The organism is Streptomyces sp. SID14515 (assembly GCF_010548505.1).
Lineage (GTDB): Bacteria > Actinomycetota > Actinomycetes > Streptomycetales > Streptomycetaceae > Streptomyces > Streptomyces caviscabies.
This window is the reverse complement of record NZ_JAAGMH010000144.1, coordinates 42,129-59,203: the sequence shown is the minus strand read 5'-3', so window position 1 is coordinate 59,203 and position 17,075 is coordinate 42,129. Positions and strand designations below refer to the sequence as shown.

At 70.7% G+C, this 17,075-nt stretch carries 18 protein-coding genes; 6 read left to right on the top strand and 12 right to left on the bottom strand.

Going from position 1 to position 17,075, the window contains the following annotated elements:
* Together G3I54_RS35265 and G3I54_RS35260 are read right to left on the bottom strand one after the other, a co-directional pair.
* Positions 1–549: a hypothetical protein gene (locus G3I54_RS35265; RefSeq protein WP_164618732.1), complete on the bottom strand. Its 549-nt coding sequence runs from the start codon at positions 547–549 to the stop codon at positions 1–3.
* Positions 546–710 (bottom strand): hypothetical protein, encoded by a 165-nt coding sequence (locus tag G3I54_RS35260; protein WP_164618734.1) that lies wholly within the window; start codon positions 708–710, stop codon positions 546–548. Before G3I54_RS35260 ends, G3I54_RS35265 begins: the two co-directional genes overlap by 4 nt.
* Before the next feature lie 500 nt (positions 711–1,210).
* Here G3I54_RS35260 and G3I54_RS35255 point away from each other — a divergent pair, with 500 nt between their 5' ends.
* A complete protein-coding gene (locus G3I54_RS35255; protein ID WP_203687325.1) occupies positions 1,211–1,672 on the top strand; it encodes a LuxR C-terminal-related transcriptional regulator in 462 nt (153 codons plus the stop codon).
* A 52-nt stretch (positions 1,673–1,724) separates the two neighbouring features.
* Complete coding sequence (locus G3I54_RS35250; protein ID WP_239144635.1) at positions 1,725–2,372, top strand: 3'-5' exonuclease; 648 nt, start codon at positions 1,725–1,727, stop codon at positions 2,370–2,372.
* On the opposite strand, the gene G3I54_RS35245 is transcribed toward G3I54_RS35250, so the two are convergent.
* The 3 genes from G3I54_RS35245 to G3I54_RS35235 form a co-directional block, all read right to left on the bottom strand.
* Positions 2,332–3,300 (bottom strand): hypothetical protein, encoded by a 969-nt coding sequence (locus G3I54_RS35245; protein WP_164618736.1) that lies wholly within the window; start codon positions 3,298–3,300, stop codon positions 2,332–2,334. The genes G3I54_RS35250 and G3I54_RS35245 overlap by 41 nt on opposite strands.
* Positions 3,301–3,302: 2 nt before the next feature.
* Positions 3,303–3,794: a hypothetical protein gene (locus tag G3I54_RS35240; RefSeq protein WP_164618738.1), complete on the bottom strand. Its 492-nt coding sequence runs from the start codon at positions 3,792–3,794 to the stop codon at positions 3,303–3,305.
* A gap of 342 nt (positions 3,795–4,136) precedes the next feature.
* Positions 4,137–5,774: a penicillin-binding transpeptidase domain-containing protein gene (locus tag G3I54_RS35235; protein WP_164618740.1), complete on the bottom strand. Its 1,638-nt coding sequence runs from the start codon at positions 5,772–5,774 to the stop codon at positions 4,137–4,139.
* 239 nt (positions 5,775–6,013) lie between these two features.
* Here G3I54_RS35235 and G3I54_RS35230 point away from each other — a divergent pair, with 239 nt between their 5' ends.
* Positions 6,014–7,414, top strand: coding sequence for a hypothetical protein (locus tag G3I54_RS35230; protein ID WP_164618742.1), 1,401 nt, complete (start codon positions 6,014–6,016; stop codon positions 7,412–7,414).
* An 86-nt stretch (positions 7,415–7,500) separates the two neighbouring features.
* Here the strand turns inward: G3I54_RS35230 and G3I54_RS35225 are convergent, their stop codons facing one another.
* Positions 7,501–8,346, bottom strand: coding sequence for a hypothetical protein (locus G3I54_RS35225; RefSeq protein WP_164618744.1), 846 nt, complete (start codon positions 8,344–8,346; stop codon positions 7,501–7,503).
* Between the two features lie 67 nt (positions 8,347–8,413).
* Positions 8,414–10,180 (bottom strand): phospholipid carrier-dependent glycosyltransferase, encoded by a 1,767-nt coding sequence (locus G3I54_RS35220; protein ID WP_164618755.1) that lies wholly within the window; start codon positions 10,178–10,180, stop codon positions 8,414–8,416.
* A gap of 53 nt (positions 10,181–10,233) precedes the next feature.
* On the opposite strand from G3I54_RS35220, the gene rsmI reads away from it, so the two are divergent.
* On the top strand, positions 10,234–11,115 hold the full coding sequence (gene rsmI, locus G3I54_RS35215; RefSeq protein ID WP_203687326.1) for a 16S rRNA (cytidine(1402)-2'-O)-methyltransferase: 882 nt from the start codon (positions 10,234–10,236) through the stop codon (positions 11,113–11,115).
* 14 nt (positions 11,116–11,129) lie between these two features.
* Here the strand turns inward: rsmI and G3I54_RS35210 are convergent, their stop codons facing one another.
* The 5 genes from G3I54_RS35210 to G3I54_RS39155 form a co-directional block, all read right to left on the bottom strand.
* Positions 11,130–12,203 (bottom strand): serine hydrolase domain-containing protein, encoded by a 1,074-nt coding sequence (locus G3I54_RS35210; protein WP_164618760.1) that lies wholly within the window; start codon positions 12,201–12,203, stop codon positions 11,130–11,132.
* Positions 12,200–13,129, bottom strand: a complete 930-nt coding sequence (locus tag G3I54_RS35205) for a hypothetical protein (protein ID WP_164618762.1) — start codon at positions 13,127–13,129, stop codon at positions 12,200–12,202. Before G3I54_RS35205 ends, G3I54_RS35210 begins: the two co-directional genes overlap by 4 nt.
* The gene (locus G3I54_RS35200; RefSeq protein WP_203687343.1) at positions 13,126–14,061 is read right to left on the bottom strand and encodes a hypothetical protein; all 936 of its coding nucleotides are present in this window, start codon (positions 14,059–14,061) and stop codon (positions 13,126–13,128) included. The genes G3I54_RS35205 and G3I54_RS35200 overlap by 4 nt, the downstream gene beginning before the upstream one ends.
* A 101-nt stretch (positions 14,062–14,162) precedes the next feature.
* The gene (locus G3I54_RS35195) at positions 14,163–14,939 is read right to left on the bottom strand and encodes a hypothetical protein (protein WP_164618766.1); all 777 of its coding nucleotides are present in this window, start codon (positions 14,937–14,939) and stop codon (positions 14,163–14,165) included.
* Positions 14,940–14,949: 10 nt separating this feature from the next.
* Positions 14,950–15,126: a hypothetical protein gene (locus G3I54_RS39155; protein ID WP_007455151.1), complete on the bottom strand. Its 177-nt coding sequence runs from the start codon at positions 15,124–15,126 to the stop codon at positions 14,950–14,952.
* A gap of 452 nt (positions 15,127–15,578) precedes the next feature.
* On the opposite strand from G3I54_RS39155, the gene G3I54_RS35190 reads away from it, so the two are divergent.
* Positions 15,579–15,950 (top strand): hypothetical protein, encoded by a 372-nt coding sequence (locus G3I54_RS35190; protein ID WP_164618768.1) that lies wholly within the window; start codon positions 15,579–15,581, stop codon positions 15,948–15,950.
* 102 nt (positions 15,951–16,052) lie between these two features.
* Positions 16,053–16,919 (top strand): TatD family hydrolase, encoded by an 867-nt coding sequence (locus G3I54_RS35185; protein WP_164618770.1) that lies wholly within the window; start codon positions 16,053–16,055, stop codon positions 16,917–16,919.
* Positions 16,920–17,075 lie beyond the last annotated feature (156 nt).

The following is a 17,075-nucleotide window of genomic DNA, read 5'->3' as shown; positions in this document are numbered from 1 at the left end:
CTATGCGTCGCATTTCTGTTTGACGAGTTCCGGTACATAGGAACGGAGGAACGCGGTGATCTCCGCGCTCTGGTCCTCCGTGCTCTTGGCACGGTGTTCCGGACTGCCGATGACTACCTTGGTGACGAGATAGCTCTCACCGTGTCCCGTGCACGGGATTTCCATGAGAGCGCCATCTTCGGCGATTTGCAGTTGAGAGGTTCTCTCGAGTGTCTCAGACTTCGGGTTTCTGAGATGGAGAGAGCCATTATCCGCCAGGTCGGATATATCGATTCCTTGGCCGACCCGTTCGCTCGCCACCTGCAGGACGAGATTTTCGTCGACTTTTATGTTGCATCCCCACGACGTGGCGGATCCAGGTACATGCGGTAGGTTCTTCAGTTCCATCCCGGGCGGCAGGAAGGGTTTGATGGTGTCAGGCTCGACAGCAGTTCCGCAAATGTCTTGCGGTGTTTCATATCCGTACGGTTCTCCTGCCGAGCAACCGGCAACAGCTGCGGTCAGCAAGCATGCGGCGGCTGTGGTGACGGCCCGCTTCACCCTGATCATGATCCCTTGCCCGCCAGTCCTCGAGCTGTAGCGCTTCCCTGGCTGGCGGCGTCATCCATCTTGTCGGTGATCACGTAGATACTTTCGGTGGAGTGTGGGTTGGCCTGGGACCAGGTTAAGTGGGTCAACCGGACAGAAAGCACGTCCTGATAGTTGAGCATCGTTCTCCTGAGTCGAAGGGGGTGGGCTCTGCGGGGTCCCGGCCAGGCGGCGCACCCTCAGGAGATGAGCGATGGAATCTCTCCGGGATCGGACTCCACGGTGCAGAGGCCCTGCCGCGGCGTCGCACTGTTCTCCGGGGGCGGCCCAATGTTTGCGTGGCCGAACACCAGGGGGTGAAGGTGAGCCTGGCCGTGCGCGGCCGGCCGGGTGAGGTGCCGGTGGAGGTACGCAGGGAGCTGATCGACCCGGTGGCGGTGACTCTGGGCCGTACCCGCTCGACGGCGCGGGTGACCGTCGTGTGGACCCCTCGTACCGTCCGGGTGAGCGTGGTGAGCGTGGTGGGCGTGGACTGCGCGGACGACCGCGGCACGGCAGCGGCTGTCCCGTCGCACAGCGGCCCCGGGGACCCGGACGTATCCGTGGTAAGAACCAGACTCGGTGAAAGTGTGTGGGCAGAAGCGAGTTGGAGCAGACCGGCATCATCAGGAGTTGACCTGCCATGAGCATCGACGCACCGGTCGGCGTGGTCGTCATCGACGATCATCCCGCTATCCTCTCGGGCGTGGAGATGTGGTACAGCGCTTCGCCGCGGCTCATCACCGTGGTCGCGGCGGGCGCCTCCGTGCGGGAGGCCTGGACCGCCCCGGGCAGTACGGCCGATGTGGTCGTCCTGGATCTGCAGCTGGGCGAGACCGTCCCCGCCTTCAGCAGTCTCCGGAGGCTTGTCGACGCCGACCGCCCGCAGCTCTCCACGCGCGAGGAGAACGTGCTCATCGAGTGGTTCCAGTCGGAGTCGAAGGAGCTGGTCGCGCAGCGCCTCGGCATCTCCGTACGGACGGTCAACTCGTACCTGGACCGCGTGCGCATCAAGTACGCGAACGTCGGCCGCCCCGCACGGACCAAGGCGAGCCTGGTGGCCCGGGCGGTCCAGGACGGGCTCGTCGACGTGGACGACCTCTGAGAGGCTGTGAAACCCGGATGCCCCGGGGCGGCGGCGCTTCTACGCTCGCCCCATGGACATGGGGGAGCAGGGCGAACAGCTGCTGAACGTCGTCGATGTCGAGGCGACCTGCTGGGAGGGGCAGCCGCCGCCCGGGCAGGTGAGCGAGATCATCGAGATCGGTCTCACCGTCGTCGACCTGCGCGCGGGCGAACGGCTCGCCAAGCACCGCCTGTTGGTCCGGCCCGAGCGCTCGACGGTCAGCCCGTTCTGCACGGAGCTGACCGGGCTGACGCAGGCGGAGGTGGACGGCGGCCTGCCGTTCGCCGAGGCCTGCCGGGTGTTGGCCGCCGAGCACCGTACGGGGCTGCTGCCCTGGGCCAGTTGGGGCGACTACGACCGTAAGCAGTTCGCCCGTCAGTGCCGGGCGACGGGTGCGGAATACCCCTTCGGGCAGCGGCATACGAATGCCAAGGCCGCCTTCACCGCCGCGTACGGGCTGAGCCGCCGGCCCGGTATGGCCCAGGCCCTGACGGTGGCCGGCCTCCCGCTGGAGGGCCGCCACCACCGGGGCGACGACGACGCGTGGAACATCGCCGCCCTGGTGCTGGACCTGGCGGGGCGGGGTGAGTGGGCGGCCGGTCAGGCGTGTCCTTTCCGGACAGACCTCCCACACGGTTTCAGGAGGAAGGAAGAACCGTGGCCCGAGCCTGCTGGATGATCTCCTCATTCTTGGCCGAGGCCTGAACCAGCTCGGCGGAATGCTTCTTGATCAGTTGCTCCTGAACTGCCTTCTCCGACGTGAACCAGATGTCGATCAGGCTCGTCTGCTCCTTGCACTCCACCTCCGAGGCTGCCAGGTGGGTTTCGTCCACACCGGATTCACCCTTGGTGGGGTCGATGAGCTCGCCCGCCTCCCAGATGGTTTTGACCGAGTACCCCTTGCCCTTCATGCAGGTTGACCATCGAGCCATCGCTTCGCGGACTTCTGGCGATCCCTGTGATTGTTCGAAGCTCTTTATGGACAGTTCTTCGACCAGGTCCATGTTGGAGTTTCCGACGGTCCGCTGGACCTCGCCGATACACCCGTTCTCGGGCAGCGACCTGCCCTTCAGCTCCTTCGCCCTCTCGCCCGTGTTCGACTTTCCGGTCAGGGCGACCACGGCCTCGGGAGTTTCTTGGCCGGCTATGTCCTGAGCGCCGTTACGCTGGCTGCGCGCCGGGAGCTGGTATCCGTTCTGTGCCGCCTGCGAAGCGTCGCTCAGACCGTAGCGACGTTGCATGTTCGATGAGTTGCTGCTCAGCGGGGGATTGGAGCCGATGGTCTCGGTCTTCCAGCCGGGAAATCCGAGCCGCTGCATACAGGAGAGCTCGACCGTGTCTCGCGCCTCCTGGATCAGCATTTCATCGGCATACGAGATCATGAACTTTTCCAGGGGAAGCTGCTTCCCTTTCACCAGGCCGCTGGTGGGCACTTCCGCCGGCCAGCCCTGGCGCTGCACGAGAGGACCGGGCGAGCTCGGAGAGCCGGCCGCCCCAACGGTGGACGGGGCTGCCGAAAGCTCCTGTGCCCCTTGCTGGCCACATCCGACCAGGGAGGCGGAGAGCAGAGCGATCGACGAGATCGAGAGAATGCGAATGATCTTCATGACTACAGCCTCTCGCTGCTTGCGTTCTGGTTCTTGAGGGTCGCAGACAGGTTCTCGTTGTTTCCGGACTCAATCGTCTGGTACGGGCCCGCGTAGGACGTGTTGAAGAAGACCCGATGGGATCGGCTGTCGGCATTGGATCCGCCGGCGGCGTTGTTCTTCACGCCGTCGCCGAGTCCACTGTTGTCGCAGCCGCTTCCGTTGACGAGTGTTATTCCGTTGTTCGCGAACTGGTATCTGACGGTAACCACCGAACTGCCGTTGGGTGAGTACTGGTAGCCGGTGTGCGAATACTCCGACTTGTTGGTCAGGAAGCATCCGGTGCGAAAGAATCCGCCGCTCTGGAGGCTGTTGTACATGATGCCGAAGCATCTGGTACTCGAACTGCATTCGTCATTCGTATAGACGGTCTGGGCGCTGGCGGGTGTCGACAGGGAGACGGAAGCCGCGAAGGCGCCTGCTGTGACAGCGATGATCCTGAAGGCTTTGTTCATGATGCTCTGGACTTTCTCTTGGTGAGATGCAAGTCAAGCAGCGAGTCGCCGCGAGGGAGATCCCCGGGGCGTTTTATGGGCGGAGCATAATTCGACCCCGAGTTAAAGGTCCAGGCCTATGGGCTGCGCATCGGGTGGCCACTGTGTGGTTAATTGCCCAAAGTGGACAGTGACATGCATCACGTCCACTTCTGTGTGTGGTTTCGCGCAGTCGATATCGGGAGCCGAAGAGGCTTCACCGTGAACAATGGCTGCGAAATGGCAGCCGTGAGGCGGGCTGGTTCCGGGTGAGCGCCGCGGCGTGCCGCCGGCGGCTTCTCCTGCTCACCCGGAACCCACGCCTCAGCCGCCCGCCTGCAGCACCTCCGCCACGACCGGGCCCGCCGCGTCGGCGCCGTGGCCGCCGACCTGGACGACCGCCGCCGCGGCGAGGTCGTTGCTGAAGCCGGTGAACCAGCTGTTGGAGGTGTCCTGCCCGTCGACCTCTGCCGAACCGGTCTTGGCGCCCTTGTCGCCGCCGACCGCGCCCATCGCCTTCGCGCCGGTGCCCCAGGCCGCCGTGGCGCGCATCATCGTGTTCAGCTGCTGGACGACAGACGCGGGCAACGAGCGCGAGGCCTTCGCCAGCTCCCGGTTGTCCAGGGACTGCGGGACGATGATCGGCTGCCGGAAGGTGCCGGTGCGGGCGGTCGCGGTGATGGACGCCATGTTGAGGACGTTCATCTGGACGGTGCCCTGGCCGATGTACTGGGCGGCGGCTTCGCCCTCGACCTCCTCCGGCACGCTGCCGTCGGACGACACGACACCGGTCTTCCAGTCCAGGCCGATCCCGAAGACCTCCCGGGCCTCCTTGGCGAGTGCCGAGTCGTCGTCGACGTCGTCGATCATTTTGATGAAGGCGGTGTTGCAGGACTTGGCGAAGCTCTGCGTGAAGGTCGAACCGTCCGGCAGCGAGAAGCGGCCCAGGTTCTCGATCGTGCGGGTGTAGTACCTGACGTCCGGCGGGCACTCGGCTGCCCCGTTCGCGGTGACGAGGCCCTTCTCCAGCAGCATCGCCGCCGTCATGATCTTCAGCGTCGAGCCGGGCGCCTGCTTGCCCTCCAGTGCCACGTTGAACTCGGTCACCGGATTGTTGGCCACCGCGCGGATCGCCCCGGTGGACGGCTTCACCGCGACCACGGAGGCCTGCTCGAACTTCTTCACCGCCCGCTCGGCCGCCGCCTGGGCGCCCGCGTCCAGCGTCGTCTGCACCTTGCCGGGCCTGCCCTTGGCGAGCGTCACCAGGCTGATGTCCGGCTGGGCCTCGTCGGCGGGCTCGATCCAGGTCTCGATGCCGGCCGAACCGCCCGACGTCTCACCGTACTTCTTGCGCAGCGTGTCCAGGATCGGCCCGAGCGAGGGGTATTTCTCCTTGGTCAGCACCGTTCCGTTGCGGTCGACGGCCTCGATCGTCGGCGTCGAGGACTCGCCCGTCTTCAGCGTCGCGCCCTCCGTCAACTGCGGGTGCACGACCGTCGGAGCCCAGTCGACCAGCGCCTTGCCCGTCGTCAGACCGCGGACGACCGTCAGTTCCGAGGCGTACGACAGGGGCTTCGACCTGCCCTCGTACGAGATGGTCGCCTTGACCGTGTAGGGCACCTTCGTGCCGGTCGCCGGGCCCGGGGTGATCTTCACCTTGCCGATGTGGGCGTCCTCGCCGTACGAGGCGAGCACCGGCTCCGCGCCCGACTCGTTGTTGGTGAGGACCGCCGCCGCCGACGCGTCCCCGGCCGCCCACGCGTCGAAGAAGCCCTTCGACGTCTCGGCTATCTCCTCCGCGCTCGGCGGTCCTGACTTCACCTTCGACGACTCGGACGCGCTCTGCGTACCGCCGCCCCCGTCGCCCGTGTCCCCGAGCACGCTGTACGCCCCGTAGCCGATCCCGCCGGCCACCAGGACGAACGCTCCGCCGATCACGGCGACCTTCGCTCCACTGCGCATCTCGCAGTCCCCCTCCCCAGGAGAGCCCCTTGAACATGTTCAAGGGGCAACTGTGAGGAAGACTAAAGGGCTGTGGCGGATGGTGAGGGCGTTGTTACCGGACCGGAATGCTTGGCCGGAAAGCGCTCTCCGCGGTGTCGCGAAGGACCGGCGTGGGCAGACTGGCGGGGAAACGCACGGGGGAGCGAGCGTCGGGGGGCGTGCGGCATGGGCATACACGGGTGCGCGGCGGTGGACCGGTGACGGCGTATCACATCAAGCATCTGCCGCCGGAGATCCTGCCCGACGGCGGTTCCGTCACCTGGTCCGTGGCCGGAAACGGCACGGTCTCCCGGCTGTCCGGCGGGGTCGCCGTCTGGCCCGTGGCCGAGGCCGAACGGTGGCGGAAGGCAGGAGTTCCGGCCGTGCTCGCCCCGGTCCTGGGCGGCTGGATCCTCGCCGCCCTGGTGGTGGCGGCGTACGTCCTCCTGTTCGGGATCGCGGCCGGGGCCGGGGTCTGGGGCGGCGGACCCGGGAACGGGACGGACTGGTCGCGGTATCCGGGCGTGGTCCTGCTGACCGCGCTGCCCTTCTGGTACCGGTACGTTCCGGTCGCGGCCATTTTGGCGGCGCTGTACGTGGCCGTGGAGGCGGGCCTGTCGACGGCCTCGACCGGAGCCTCCGGCGGCGCGGCGACGGCCGGGCGGCTGGTCGTCCTCACCGCCTGCGCCATGGCGTTCACGGGAAGCTGCCTGCGGCTGTCGGCCCGCCGCCGACAGCGGGCCCTGGCCCTCGCATCGGCCGGAAAGCGACGCTTCCCGCTGCCCGAGCGCGTCCCGGAATCGGACGGCTACCGAGGCCACGCGCAGGTGTACCTCGGGCTGGCGCTCTGCGTCGTCGCCGCGGGCATCCTCGCCGACGGCCTGGTCGAGGACCTGACCTCGGGCGGCATCGCGTACGACGCCGTCGGGCAGCAGCGCATCGGCCTGGTGCTCCTCGTGGCCGGTACGACCTTCGGCGGCTGGGGCCAGCTCGCCTACCTGGCGGCGCGACGGCTGTACGAGAAGGAGCAGCCGGCCCTGATCGTGGGCGTGCGCGCCGGGGCGGACGGACGCCACTGGATCTGCGCGGACGCCCGCACCCGCGCGGCGCGGCCGCTGATCGCGTACGTCCCCCGCGACCGCGACACCCGGAACATGACACGGCTGCTCGGCAGCGGTTCGGCGTACGGGGTGGGAAACGGGCACCACGACATCGACCCGAGGCACGAGCCGTTCGAAGTGGTGCTGTACGGAACCCTCGCGGAGGGCGACGAGGTCGTCCTCGAATACGCCTGCGCCGAATATCACCGCTACCAGGACACGGGCCGGATGTCCGCGACGGTGACCACCGCCCCGCTCCGCCCGGACCGGCGCCACGGGCTGAGCCCCTGGGAACCGGCGGACGGCCCCGCCCGGCAGCGCGAGCGGCTCCGCGAGGCCCAGGAAGAGGCGGCGCGCCGACGGGCGGCGGACGAGCGGGCGAGGCGCGAGGCGGAGGACCGCCGCAAGAACCCGCCGCGCACCTCGTCGACCCGTAGCACCCGGCGCGACGACGACCGGAGCAGGAACCGCTGCGGCTCCGGCTGCGGGTCGAGCTGCGGCGGCTGCGGGGGCGACTGAGGCCGGGCGCGCCCGGCCACCGAGCCCGGGCGATCCCCGTAGCGCCGTCAGTGAGCCCGGGCCGCCCCCGCCCCCGACCGCGCCCGCTACTGCGCCCAGTCGAAGACGCCCGACTCCAGGTCGATCTGCGCGTTGCCGCCGCCGAGGTTGAACCCACCGACGCCGTCCTCCAGCTCGAACACGTACGGCGTCAGCCCCTCCGGCAGCCCCTGGCAGGGCATCACCGTTCCGCCGAGGTGCGAGATGCCGCCGACGGACGACCAGAACGCTTCGAGCTCCTCGTCGTCCGAGGACCAGGCCTCCACATAGCCGCCGGCGCCGTCCTCCGCCGGGGCTATGCCGGTGTTCGGGTCGCCGGTGCGCTCGCCGATCCACACCGTGGTCTCGGGTGCGCTGTCGTCCCAGGCGTTCTGGCCGCGGCTGTACTTGTCGCCGAGCCCGTCCGGCCGGATGTCGGCCGGGGGACCGATGCGCGGCGCGGCGAACTCCTCGGCGGTGAGCCAGATGAGCGCGTGCGTGCCGCCGATCATGTCCTCCAGGTCCTGCTGCCGGGGATGGCGAGCCGCCGCCGTCGCGGCCACTTCGGCGAGGAACGGATCGGCGGCCTGCTCCGCGGTGGGCTCGGCACCCGCCAGCAGCTCGGCGACGCCCTCGATGTCATCGGCGACATGGTCGTCGGCGTGGAAGAGGGCGACGGCCACCAGGTCCGCGCCCTTGCGCCGGTAGTCCTCCGGCAGTTCGAGCGTGATGATGTGGGTCATCGGCAGCCCGGTGACGGGACTCCGGGGCCAGGAGGCCGTCCCGATACCCGGCGCACGACCACCGCACCACCCGGCGACGCGGGCCCCGGGCAGATCGATCTCGATGGTCTTGCCGGGCCGGACCGACAACTCGTCCGCGGATTCCCCGAACCCCAGGTCGTACGCCTTCACCTTGTTCCTCCCGTTCGACTGCGACGGCGCTCAAGGTACGCGAGGGGGGTCGTGGTCCGCCGTCCCGCTACACCCAGGTGTCCAGCCACATCCGGTCCCGCCACAGGTCCTCCGGGATCTGCGTCCCCGTGTACAGCGGCCAGAAGTAGATGAAGTTCCAGATGATCAGGAGCACCAGCACGCCCACCGCGATCGCCCCCAGCGTGCGGCGGCGTTCGCCGGTGGGGTCGTGGGTGGTGAGGCCCAGTTCGGCGCGGGTGCCCGTGTCCGTCGCCGGGCCCAGGATCGCGCCCAGCATCATCGTCACGGCCAGGCAGAGGAACGGGACGAACACCACCGCGTAGAAGAGGAAGATCGTGCGCTCCTGGTAGAAGAACCAGGGCAGCCAGCCCGCCACCACACCGCAGGCGATCGCGCCCGCCCGCCAGTCGCGGCGGAAGAACCAGCGCCAGACCACGTAGGCGAGGGCGAAGCACGCCAGCCACCACAGCAGCGGGGTGCCGATGGCCAGGACCTCGGCGGCGCACTTGCCCGTCGACGACTCCTTGCAGCCCGTCTGCTCCTCGTAGAAGTACGAGACGGGGCGGCCGAGGACGAGCCAGCTCCAGGGGTTCGACTCGTACGTGTGGCCCGAGGTCAGGCCCACGTGGAAGTCGTACACCTGGTTCTCGTAGTGCCACAGGCTGCGCAGCCAGTCCGGCAGCCAGCTCCAGGAGGAGTCCTTGCCCTCGGTGGCCGCCCAGTTGCGGTAGTAGCCCTTGTCCGTGACGATCCAGCCGGTCCAGGACACGACGTACGTGACGATCGCCACCGGGACCGTGGAGAAGAAGGCGGGGATCAGGTCGCGGCGCAGCACCGCCTGATACGGGTGGACAGCCCCTGCCGTACGCCGCGCCCCTACGTCCCACAACACCGTCATCAGGCCGAACGCCGCCAGGACGTAGAGGCCGTTCCACTTCGTGGCGAAGGCCAGGCCCAGCATCACGCCCGCCGCCAGCCGCCACGGCCGCCACCCCAGGCGCAGGGTCTCCGCGATCCGGGCGTCCGGGCGCAGGACGCCCTCCTCGTCCTCCGGCAGCGCGTCGGAGAGTCTGCGCCGGGCGTGGTCCCGGTCCACCACCAGGCAGCCGAACGCGGCCAGCACGAAGAACATGACGATCAGGTCCAGCAGCGCGGTCCGGCTCATCACGAAGTGCAGCCCGTCCACCGCGAGCAGCAGGCCCGCCAGACAGCCCAGGAACGTCGAGCGGAAGAGGCGTCGGCCGATCCGGCACAGGAGCAGGACGGAGAGCGTGCCGAGCACCGCCACCATGAACCGCCAGCCGAACGGCGTGAAGCCGAACAGCTGCTCACCGAAGCCGATGATCCACTTGCCGACCGGCGGATGCACCACATAGCCCGGGTCGGTCGGGATCGGCACGGAGGACGGGTCGTTCAGGATCTGCTTGTCGACGTCCTTGGGCCAGGACCCCTCGTACCCCTGGTTGACCAGCGCCCACGCGTCCTTCGCGTAATACGTCTCGTCGAATATCACCGCGTGCGGCTGGTCCAGCTTCCAGAAGCGCAGCAGGCCCGCGACCAGGGTGACCAGGAGGGGGCCGCCCCAGCCGGACCAGCGCACCAGGCGGTCCGCCAGGTGCGGCGGGATCGCGAGCACCGACCACATCTGCCGCCCCGGCCGGGTGTACGGCGGGTCCAGCCGGTCGCGGAGAGAGGTCTCCGGGCGCGGAACATGGCCGAAGCGGCGCAGCCGCCGTTGCCAGGAGGTCGGCTGTTCGCCGAGCGGGTCCCCGGCGTCTTGGCCCCGCTGGGTCTCGGGTGCGGTACTCGTCACCGCGCCATCGTAGGGAACGCATCTGTGCGGAGGGCGCTGCCCGTGCTGCGAGGATGGCTGATGTGACTGGAACGACTGGAACGCTCGTGCTCGCAGGAACCCCCATCGGTGACGTGGCGGACGCCCCGCCGCGCCTCGCCGCCGAACTGGAGCGGGCCGACGTCGTCGCCGCCGAGGACACCCGGCGGCTGCGCCGGCTCACCCAGGCGCTCGGCATCCACACCTCGGGGCGTGTCGTCTCCTACTTCGAGGGCAACGAGTCCGCCCGTACGCCGGAGCTGGTCGAGGCATTGGCCGGCGGCGCCCGGGTGCTCCTCGTCACGGACGCCGGCATGCCGTCCGTCTCCGATCCCGGGTACCGGCTCGTCGCCGCCGCCGTGGAGCGGGACATTCGCGTCACCGCCGTCCCGGGGCCCAGCGCCGTACTGACGGCCCTGGCCCTGTCCGGGCTGCCCGTCGACCGTTTCTGCTTCGAGGGGTTTCTGCCGCGCAAGGCCGGTGAACGGCTCTCCAAGCTCCGTGAGGTCGGGGACGAGCGGCGCACCATGGTCTTCTTCGAGGCCCCGCACCGGCTCGACGACACCCTCGCCGCCATGGCCGAGGTCTTCGGCTCCGAGCGCCGCGCCGCCGTGTGCCGCGAGCTGACCAAGACGTACGAGGAGGTCAAGCGCGGTCCGCTCGGCGAGCTGGCCGTGTGGGCCGCCGAGGGCGTACGCGGGGAGATCACCGTCGTCGTCGAAGGCGCCACCGACTCCGGCGACGAGGGGCTGGACGCCGAGGAGCTCGTACGGCGTGTGCGGGTGCGCGAGGAGGCGGGGGAGCGGCGCAAGGAGGCCATCGCCGCTGTCGCCGCCGCCGCCGGGCTGCCCAAGCGGGAGGTGTTCGACGCGGTGGTCGCCGCCAAGAACGCGGAGAAGGCCCCGCCGAAGCCGTAGCCGTACCGCCTGGCCTACGGCGTTTCCGTCAGGAGTCCGTACGCCGTCGCCACGAACGTGTCCGCCCGGTGCACCCGCCGCGTCGCCGTCGCCGCCACCGCCAGACCCGTGTCCGGGCGGAAGCCCAGGAACGCCTGCTGGCCGAGCGTCGCCCCGGCGTGGAAGAGGACCGGGCCGTACGGGGACGGGTGGTGGAACCACGTGAGGGTGTGGGTGTGCGTGTGCCGCAGGCCGCGTCGCAGCAGCGGGCGGCACACGTCGGCGAGCGCGGCGCTCAGCGCCGGGTCGCGGGGGTCGGACCCGCCCGCATCCGCCGCCGGGCCCACATGCGCCTCCAGGAACGTCAGCAGGTCCAGCGGGGTGGCCCGGACCGCGCCCGCCGCCGTGAAGCCCCCGGTGTCCAGCGTGGGCACCGGCGTGCCGTCGCGGCGGTGGCCCACCGCCTCCGTGCCCTCCAGGCCCGGGCGCACCCGGGTCGCTTCCAGGTGCAGCGGGGCCAGCACCTGCTGGTGCAGCAGGACCTCCCACGGCGTCCCGGTGGCCGCCGCCAGGGTGTGGCCGAGCACCGAGACGGCGAAGTTCGAGTAGTGCCAGCGGGTTCCGGGCCGGTGGCGCGGGCGGGCCCGCAGGAAGGCCCGGACCACCCGGTCGGCCGGGTAGCCGCCGTACGGGTCGGTCGACCAGCGGGGCACCGCCTGCGGGTAGAAGTCGGCGGGCAGGCCCGGCAGCCCCGAGGTGTGGGTGAGCAGATGGCGCAGGGTGATCCGGCGCACCGCCGGGTGCACCGGGAAGCCCGGGGCCAGCAGGTCCGCCGCGCGGTCCTCGTACCGCACCCGGCCCTGCGCCACCAGCCGGGCCAGCAGCAGCCCCGCGTACGGCTTCGACGCCGAGCCCAGCTCGTACGCCAGATGCTCCCGGTCCACCGGGCCCGGCTCCGCGCTTCCGCCGGTGTGGACGGTGCGCACCCCGCTGCGGCTGACCGCGAGTACCAGGTCCGGCGCGTCGACGGCCCGCGCCGCCTCGGCCAGGAGGCGGGCGGTGGCCGAGGAGCCGGGGGCGGTCACCGGGGCCGCCGTCGTGTCGGTCATGCCGGGGCCGGTGCGGCGGAGAGGTCGGACAGGGCGCGGGACATCGCGAGCGCCGAGGCGAACGCGGCGACCAGCGTCGGGTGGTAGACGAGGTCGAACACCGACTCCTCGTCGCCCTCCGGCATCGCGCCCACCACCGGCATCGCCCCGTCCGGCTGCTGGGCCTGCGCGAAGCCCTGCCAGGCCGCCGGGTCCAGCGTCGGTTCGGGCAGACAGGCGTCGACCACCAGCAGCTCGCCCAGCAGGTCCCAGCGCTTCAGGTCCAGCCAGTCGTCCAGCCAGACCGGCAGCCACAGCGCCAGGTACTCGGCGATGTCGGAGGGCAGCCCGGCCGGCTTCTCGCCCCAGTCGGTGAGGTGGAACACCGTGTGCGTGATGTCGTAGCCGATATGGCCCTCGACCGTCCACGGCTCGGGCCGCCGCGCCAGCCAGGTGTGCGCCAGCGCCGCCGTCTCCGGAAGGCTCGGCTCCACCCCGAACCGCCGCTCGATCGCGCTCAGTCCGAGCCGCCGCACCGGCAGCACCTCCAGCGCCGCCCAGCTCGCGAGGCGGTGGTTGAGGCGGATCGCGGATTCCAGGTCCGGCTGCCGATAGCCCAGCTCCCGGAACGGTACGTAGACCTCCAGCGGCACCGGTGAGAGCGGTTCGCGCCGCTGGCCCTCCAGCAGGCGCGCCCCGGAGCCCAGCAGCTCGTGCCAGCCGTGGTCCAGGAGCTTGTGGGCGAGCGAGGACTGCTGCGAGCCGGCCACGCCCTCGCGGAAGATGACCTTGCCGATCAGCGCCAGCTCGCCCAGCGGCTTGAAGCGGTCCAGCATCCCCGCCTCCGGCGACGGGTCGGCCTCCAGCCGGAACCCCTCCCGGTGTTCGTACAGCCAGCCCAGGGCCTTCGCCCCGACGTCGTGGATCTGCTGGATGCCGCTGCTCATGCGGTGCGCCTTTCCCGGCCGGGCGCGAACCCGTCCGTCCGCCCCGGCGACCGCAGCGACCTCAGGGACAGGGCCGCGGCGAAGGCCGTGACGAGCGTGGAGTGGTAGCAGTCGATGAAGGGGTACGGGTCCGGCGCCGTCGGGTCCTGCGCCGGCGGGCCGGTCTCCGGGACGCAGCCGGTCGGGTGCTGTACGTCGGCGAGCACCGGCCACACCGCGTCCAGCAGCGGTTCCGGCGCCGGGCCCGGCAGCGAGGCCGCCACCGCCAGCAGTTCGCCCGTCAGGTCCCACTGGCCGCTCTCCAGACAGCCGTCCGCCCACGCGGGCAGCCAGGTCCGCAGATAGCCGTCGATCTTCCCGGGCACCCGGTCCGGCATCCGGCCCCAGTCCGTGAGGTGGAAGACGGTGTGGGTCAGCGCGTAGCCGGACGGACCCTCGAACATCCACGGCTCCGACAGGCCGCCCAGCCAGGTCCGGGACAGGACCGCGCCCGCGTCGGTGTGGGTCACCACGCCGACCCGCCGCTCCGAGTTGACCAGGCCCAGCTGCCGGTTGGCGTGCTGCTCGGTGTGGGCCCAGGCGCGGGTCGCGGTCAGCGGGCGGGCCAGCGCCTCGAACCCCTCGTGGCGCAGCCCGTACCCGGCGAAGGCGGCGTAGATCTCGTACGGGTACGCGGCGAACGGCTCGGCGCGCAGCAGCTCCAGGAGGAGATCGCCTGCCGCCACCTGCTCCCAGGCGTACGCGACGAGGTCGCCGGCCAGCTCGTGTTCCCGGGTGCCGGGGGTGGTGGTGCGGCGGATCGTGGAGCCGAGCTGGGCCAGCTCGCCGAGCGGTTTGAGCGTGGCGTTGACCTGGGTGTGGGGTTCCAGGACGTCGCCGGGGAGCGCGAAGTCGCCCCGGTGCGCGTCGGTCCAGGCGAGGGCCCCGCGCAGGACGTCGGGGAGGACGGCGAGCGCGGCGCCGGGGGTCCGGTCGTGCGCCGGGCGGTTCGGGCGGCTTTCGGGCCCCGGGCGGTCCTGGGTCGCGCTCGCCGTCACCGTGCCCTCGCCTCGGCCATCAGCCGGGCGGCCCGGATGTGCAGGGTGACCCGGGGGTCGTGGCCGCCCATCAGCTCGACGAAGTCGAGGCCGCGCTCCAGGCCCAGCGTCGCCGGTTCGCCGCCGATGGCCGCGAGCCAGCGGCCCGCGCCCGCCGCCTGGAGCCAGTCGCGCCGCCGGACCGCGCGGACGAAGCCGCGCGACAGGTCGACGGCCCGGTTCGCCGCGGCCCGCTGTACGGCCGAGGGGGCGGCCGGGACGGCGAGCGGCGCGAGGACCGAGAGCTGGTGGGTGAACGCCTGCCAGGGAGCCTCCTCCAGCCAGGAGGCATCGGGCTCCGCGTACGCCGTCCCGGGCCCGGAAGGGGTCGTGCCGGACATGGTTGTGCCGGACGCGGTCGCGCCCGGATCGGTTGTGCCCGGAGCGGTCATGCCCGGTGGAGGCGGTGCCATCCGCTGGAGCGTGGAGATCATGTGCCAGTGGCTCCAGGCCGTGGCGGCCGGGGCGTCGGGCTTGGGCGGGAATTCCCGCACCGCCCGGTCGAGTACGGCGATATCACCCGGATGCGGATGACGTCCGTAAAGAACACTGGGCAGCAACAGGTCGGCCCCGATGACCCGTACCGCAGCGATTCCGGTCCGATTCTCCTCGTCGATTCCCGCCGCGCCGCACACCGTGGCGAGGTGGTCCCCGCTCCGAAGAGCGAGGACCACCTCTGTTGCCAGGTCATGCACGGCACCCGCCAGGGGCGACGAAGCATGTGTCTGGTCCATGTGCCGGCGACTAGCCCTTCTTCGGGCGCGGGGTCGGCGGCGAGAGCAGCAGGGCGCCGCCGCCTGCGAGAAGCGCGAGGTAGGCGCACTCGCGGGAGTCGCGGTACAGACCTTCGACCTCGCCGGGGTTGAGAGCGGCGTCGAGGTCGAGCTCGATGTCGGTGGCAGTGGTGTCCGTGGTGAACATGGGTTGTTCCCCGTCCTGTGGGAAATGGGGTGGACGTAATGAGTGAAAAGGAGGAATGGAGGCGCCGCAAATCGGGGCGCGGCATCCGGGTAAATCACGCATTCAATTGAATGGTGAATTCATGGGGCGCGGGCGGGGCGAAAGCCCGGGAATTCGGGGAAGAAGGGGGGTTCAGGCGGGGGTGGTGCGCGGGCGCGTTCGCGGTCCGCGCCGGGCGCGCTCGGGGGCGCTCGGTGGCCCGGCGGTCACGCGCTGTCCTGCCCTGGACCTGTCCCGCGCCATGCACCGGCAAAGGGCGGCAAAAGGAGGCCAAGAACGCATCAACATTGGTCCTGAGCTGGTGCGTCCGTCCGGGTGCAGGTGTCCACTGGAAGGGACGGGCCACCTGTTCGAACCCCTCGGGCGGGCCGGCCGTCCCCGGAGCGCTTGACCGGCGGCCAGGAGGAGCAGGCATGAGCGAGATCGCAGCGACCACTGTCCACGAGGCGTATGCCTTCGCCTGCATGAAGTGCGGGTACGGCTGGGAGCAGTCCTACGAGATAGAGCACCACGTCGACGTCCACGGGCACGCGTTCGTCGTCTACACGGCGGACGGTGAGCGTGTGCCGTCCCCGCTCTCCACGCCCACCTGCACCAACTGCGGCGGACACGTGGTGCGCATCATGCGGGCGGGGCGGGTCGCCGGCGTCCAGGAGCTGCTGCGGAAGCAGCAGACGCCGCGCGCCGCGGAGGCCGCCGCCGAGGACCGTACGGTGTCGACCGCCGCCGACCCGGCCCGCCACTGGCGGCTGTCCGACCTGCTCCACCCCTTCCAGCGCAGGTGATGCCTCTCCGCCTCTCCCGGTATGCCCTCTCCCGGTACGTCCTCTCCCGGTACGCCGGACGCCGACGTCGTACGGGGGCCGAGCCCTCGTAGAGTCGTCGGCATGAGCCGTACCGAAGCCCCGCCGCTGCCCGAGCCCCTGCGGGTTCCGGTCGCCGACTCCCACACCCACCTGGACATGCAGGACGCCACCGTCGAGGAGGCCCTCGCCCGGGCCGCCGCGGTGAACGTGACGACCGTCGTCCAGGTGGGCTGCGACGTGGCCGGCTCCCGCTGGGCCGCCGACACCGCCGCCGCCCACCCCGCCGTCCACGCCTCGGTCGCCCTGCACCCCAACGAGGCCCCGCGCATCGTCCACGGCGATCCGGACGGCACCGCGCGGCAGGGGGCGCGGGAGCCCGGCGGCAAGGCGGCCCTGGACGAGGCGCTGGCGGAGATCGACGCGCTGGCCGCCCTCGACCAGGTGCGCGGGGTCGGCGAGACGGGCCTGGACTTCTTCCGCACCGGCCCCGAGGGCGTCGCGGCCCAGGAGGAGTCCTTCCGGGCCCACATCGAGATCGCCAAGCGGCACGGCAAGGCCCTCGTCATCCACGACCGGGACGCGCACGCGGACGTGCTGCGGGTCCTGCGCGACGCGGGCGCGCCCGAGCGGACCGTGTTCCACTGCTACTCCGGCGACGCCGAGATGGCCCGGATCTGCGCGCGCGCCGGGTACTTCATGTCCTTCGCGGGCAACGTGACCTTCAAGAACGCCCAGCCGCTGCGGGACGCGCTGGCCGTCGCCCCGGCCGAGCTGGTCCTCGTCGAGACGGACGCCCCTTTCCTCACCCCCGCCCCCTACCGCGGACGGCCCAACGCGCCGTACCTCATTCCGGTCACGCTCCGTGCCATGGCCGAGGTGAAGGGCCTGGACGAGGACGTGCTGGCCGCCGCGGTCTACGACAACACCGCGCGGGCCTTCGACTTCTGACCGCCGGCTCCCCGACCACCGCCCGAACCCTCCCGGGCACGCTGCGTAGCCGTGTCGCTTTGGAGAGTGACCGGAGCTCCGCTATCGTCCCCGCGCACGACGGGGTGGCAGCCGGCGGATCTCCGGCAGTGGGCTGATCTTCGGGAGCGGCGTGAG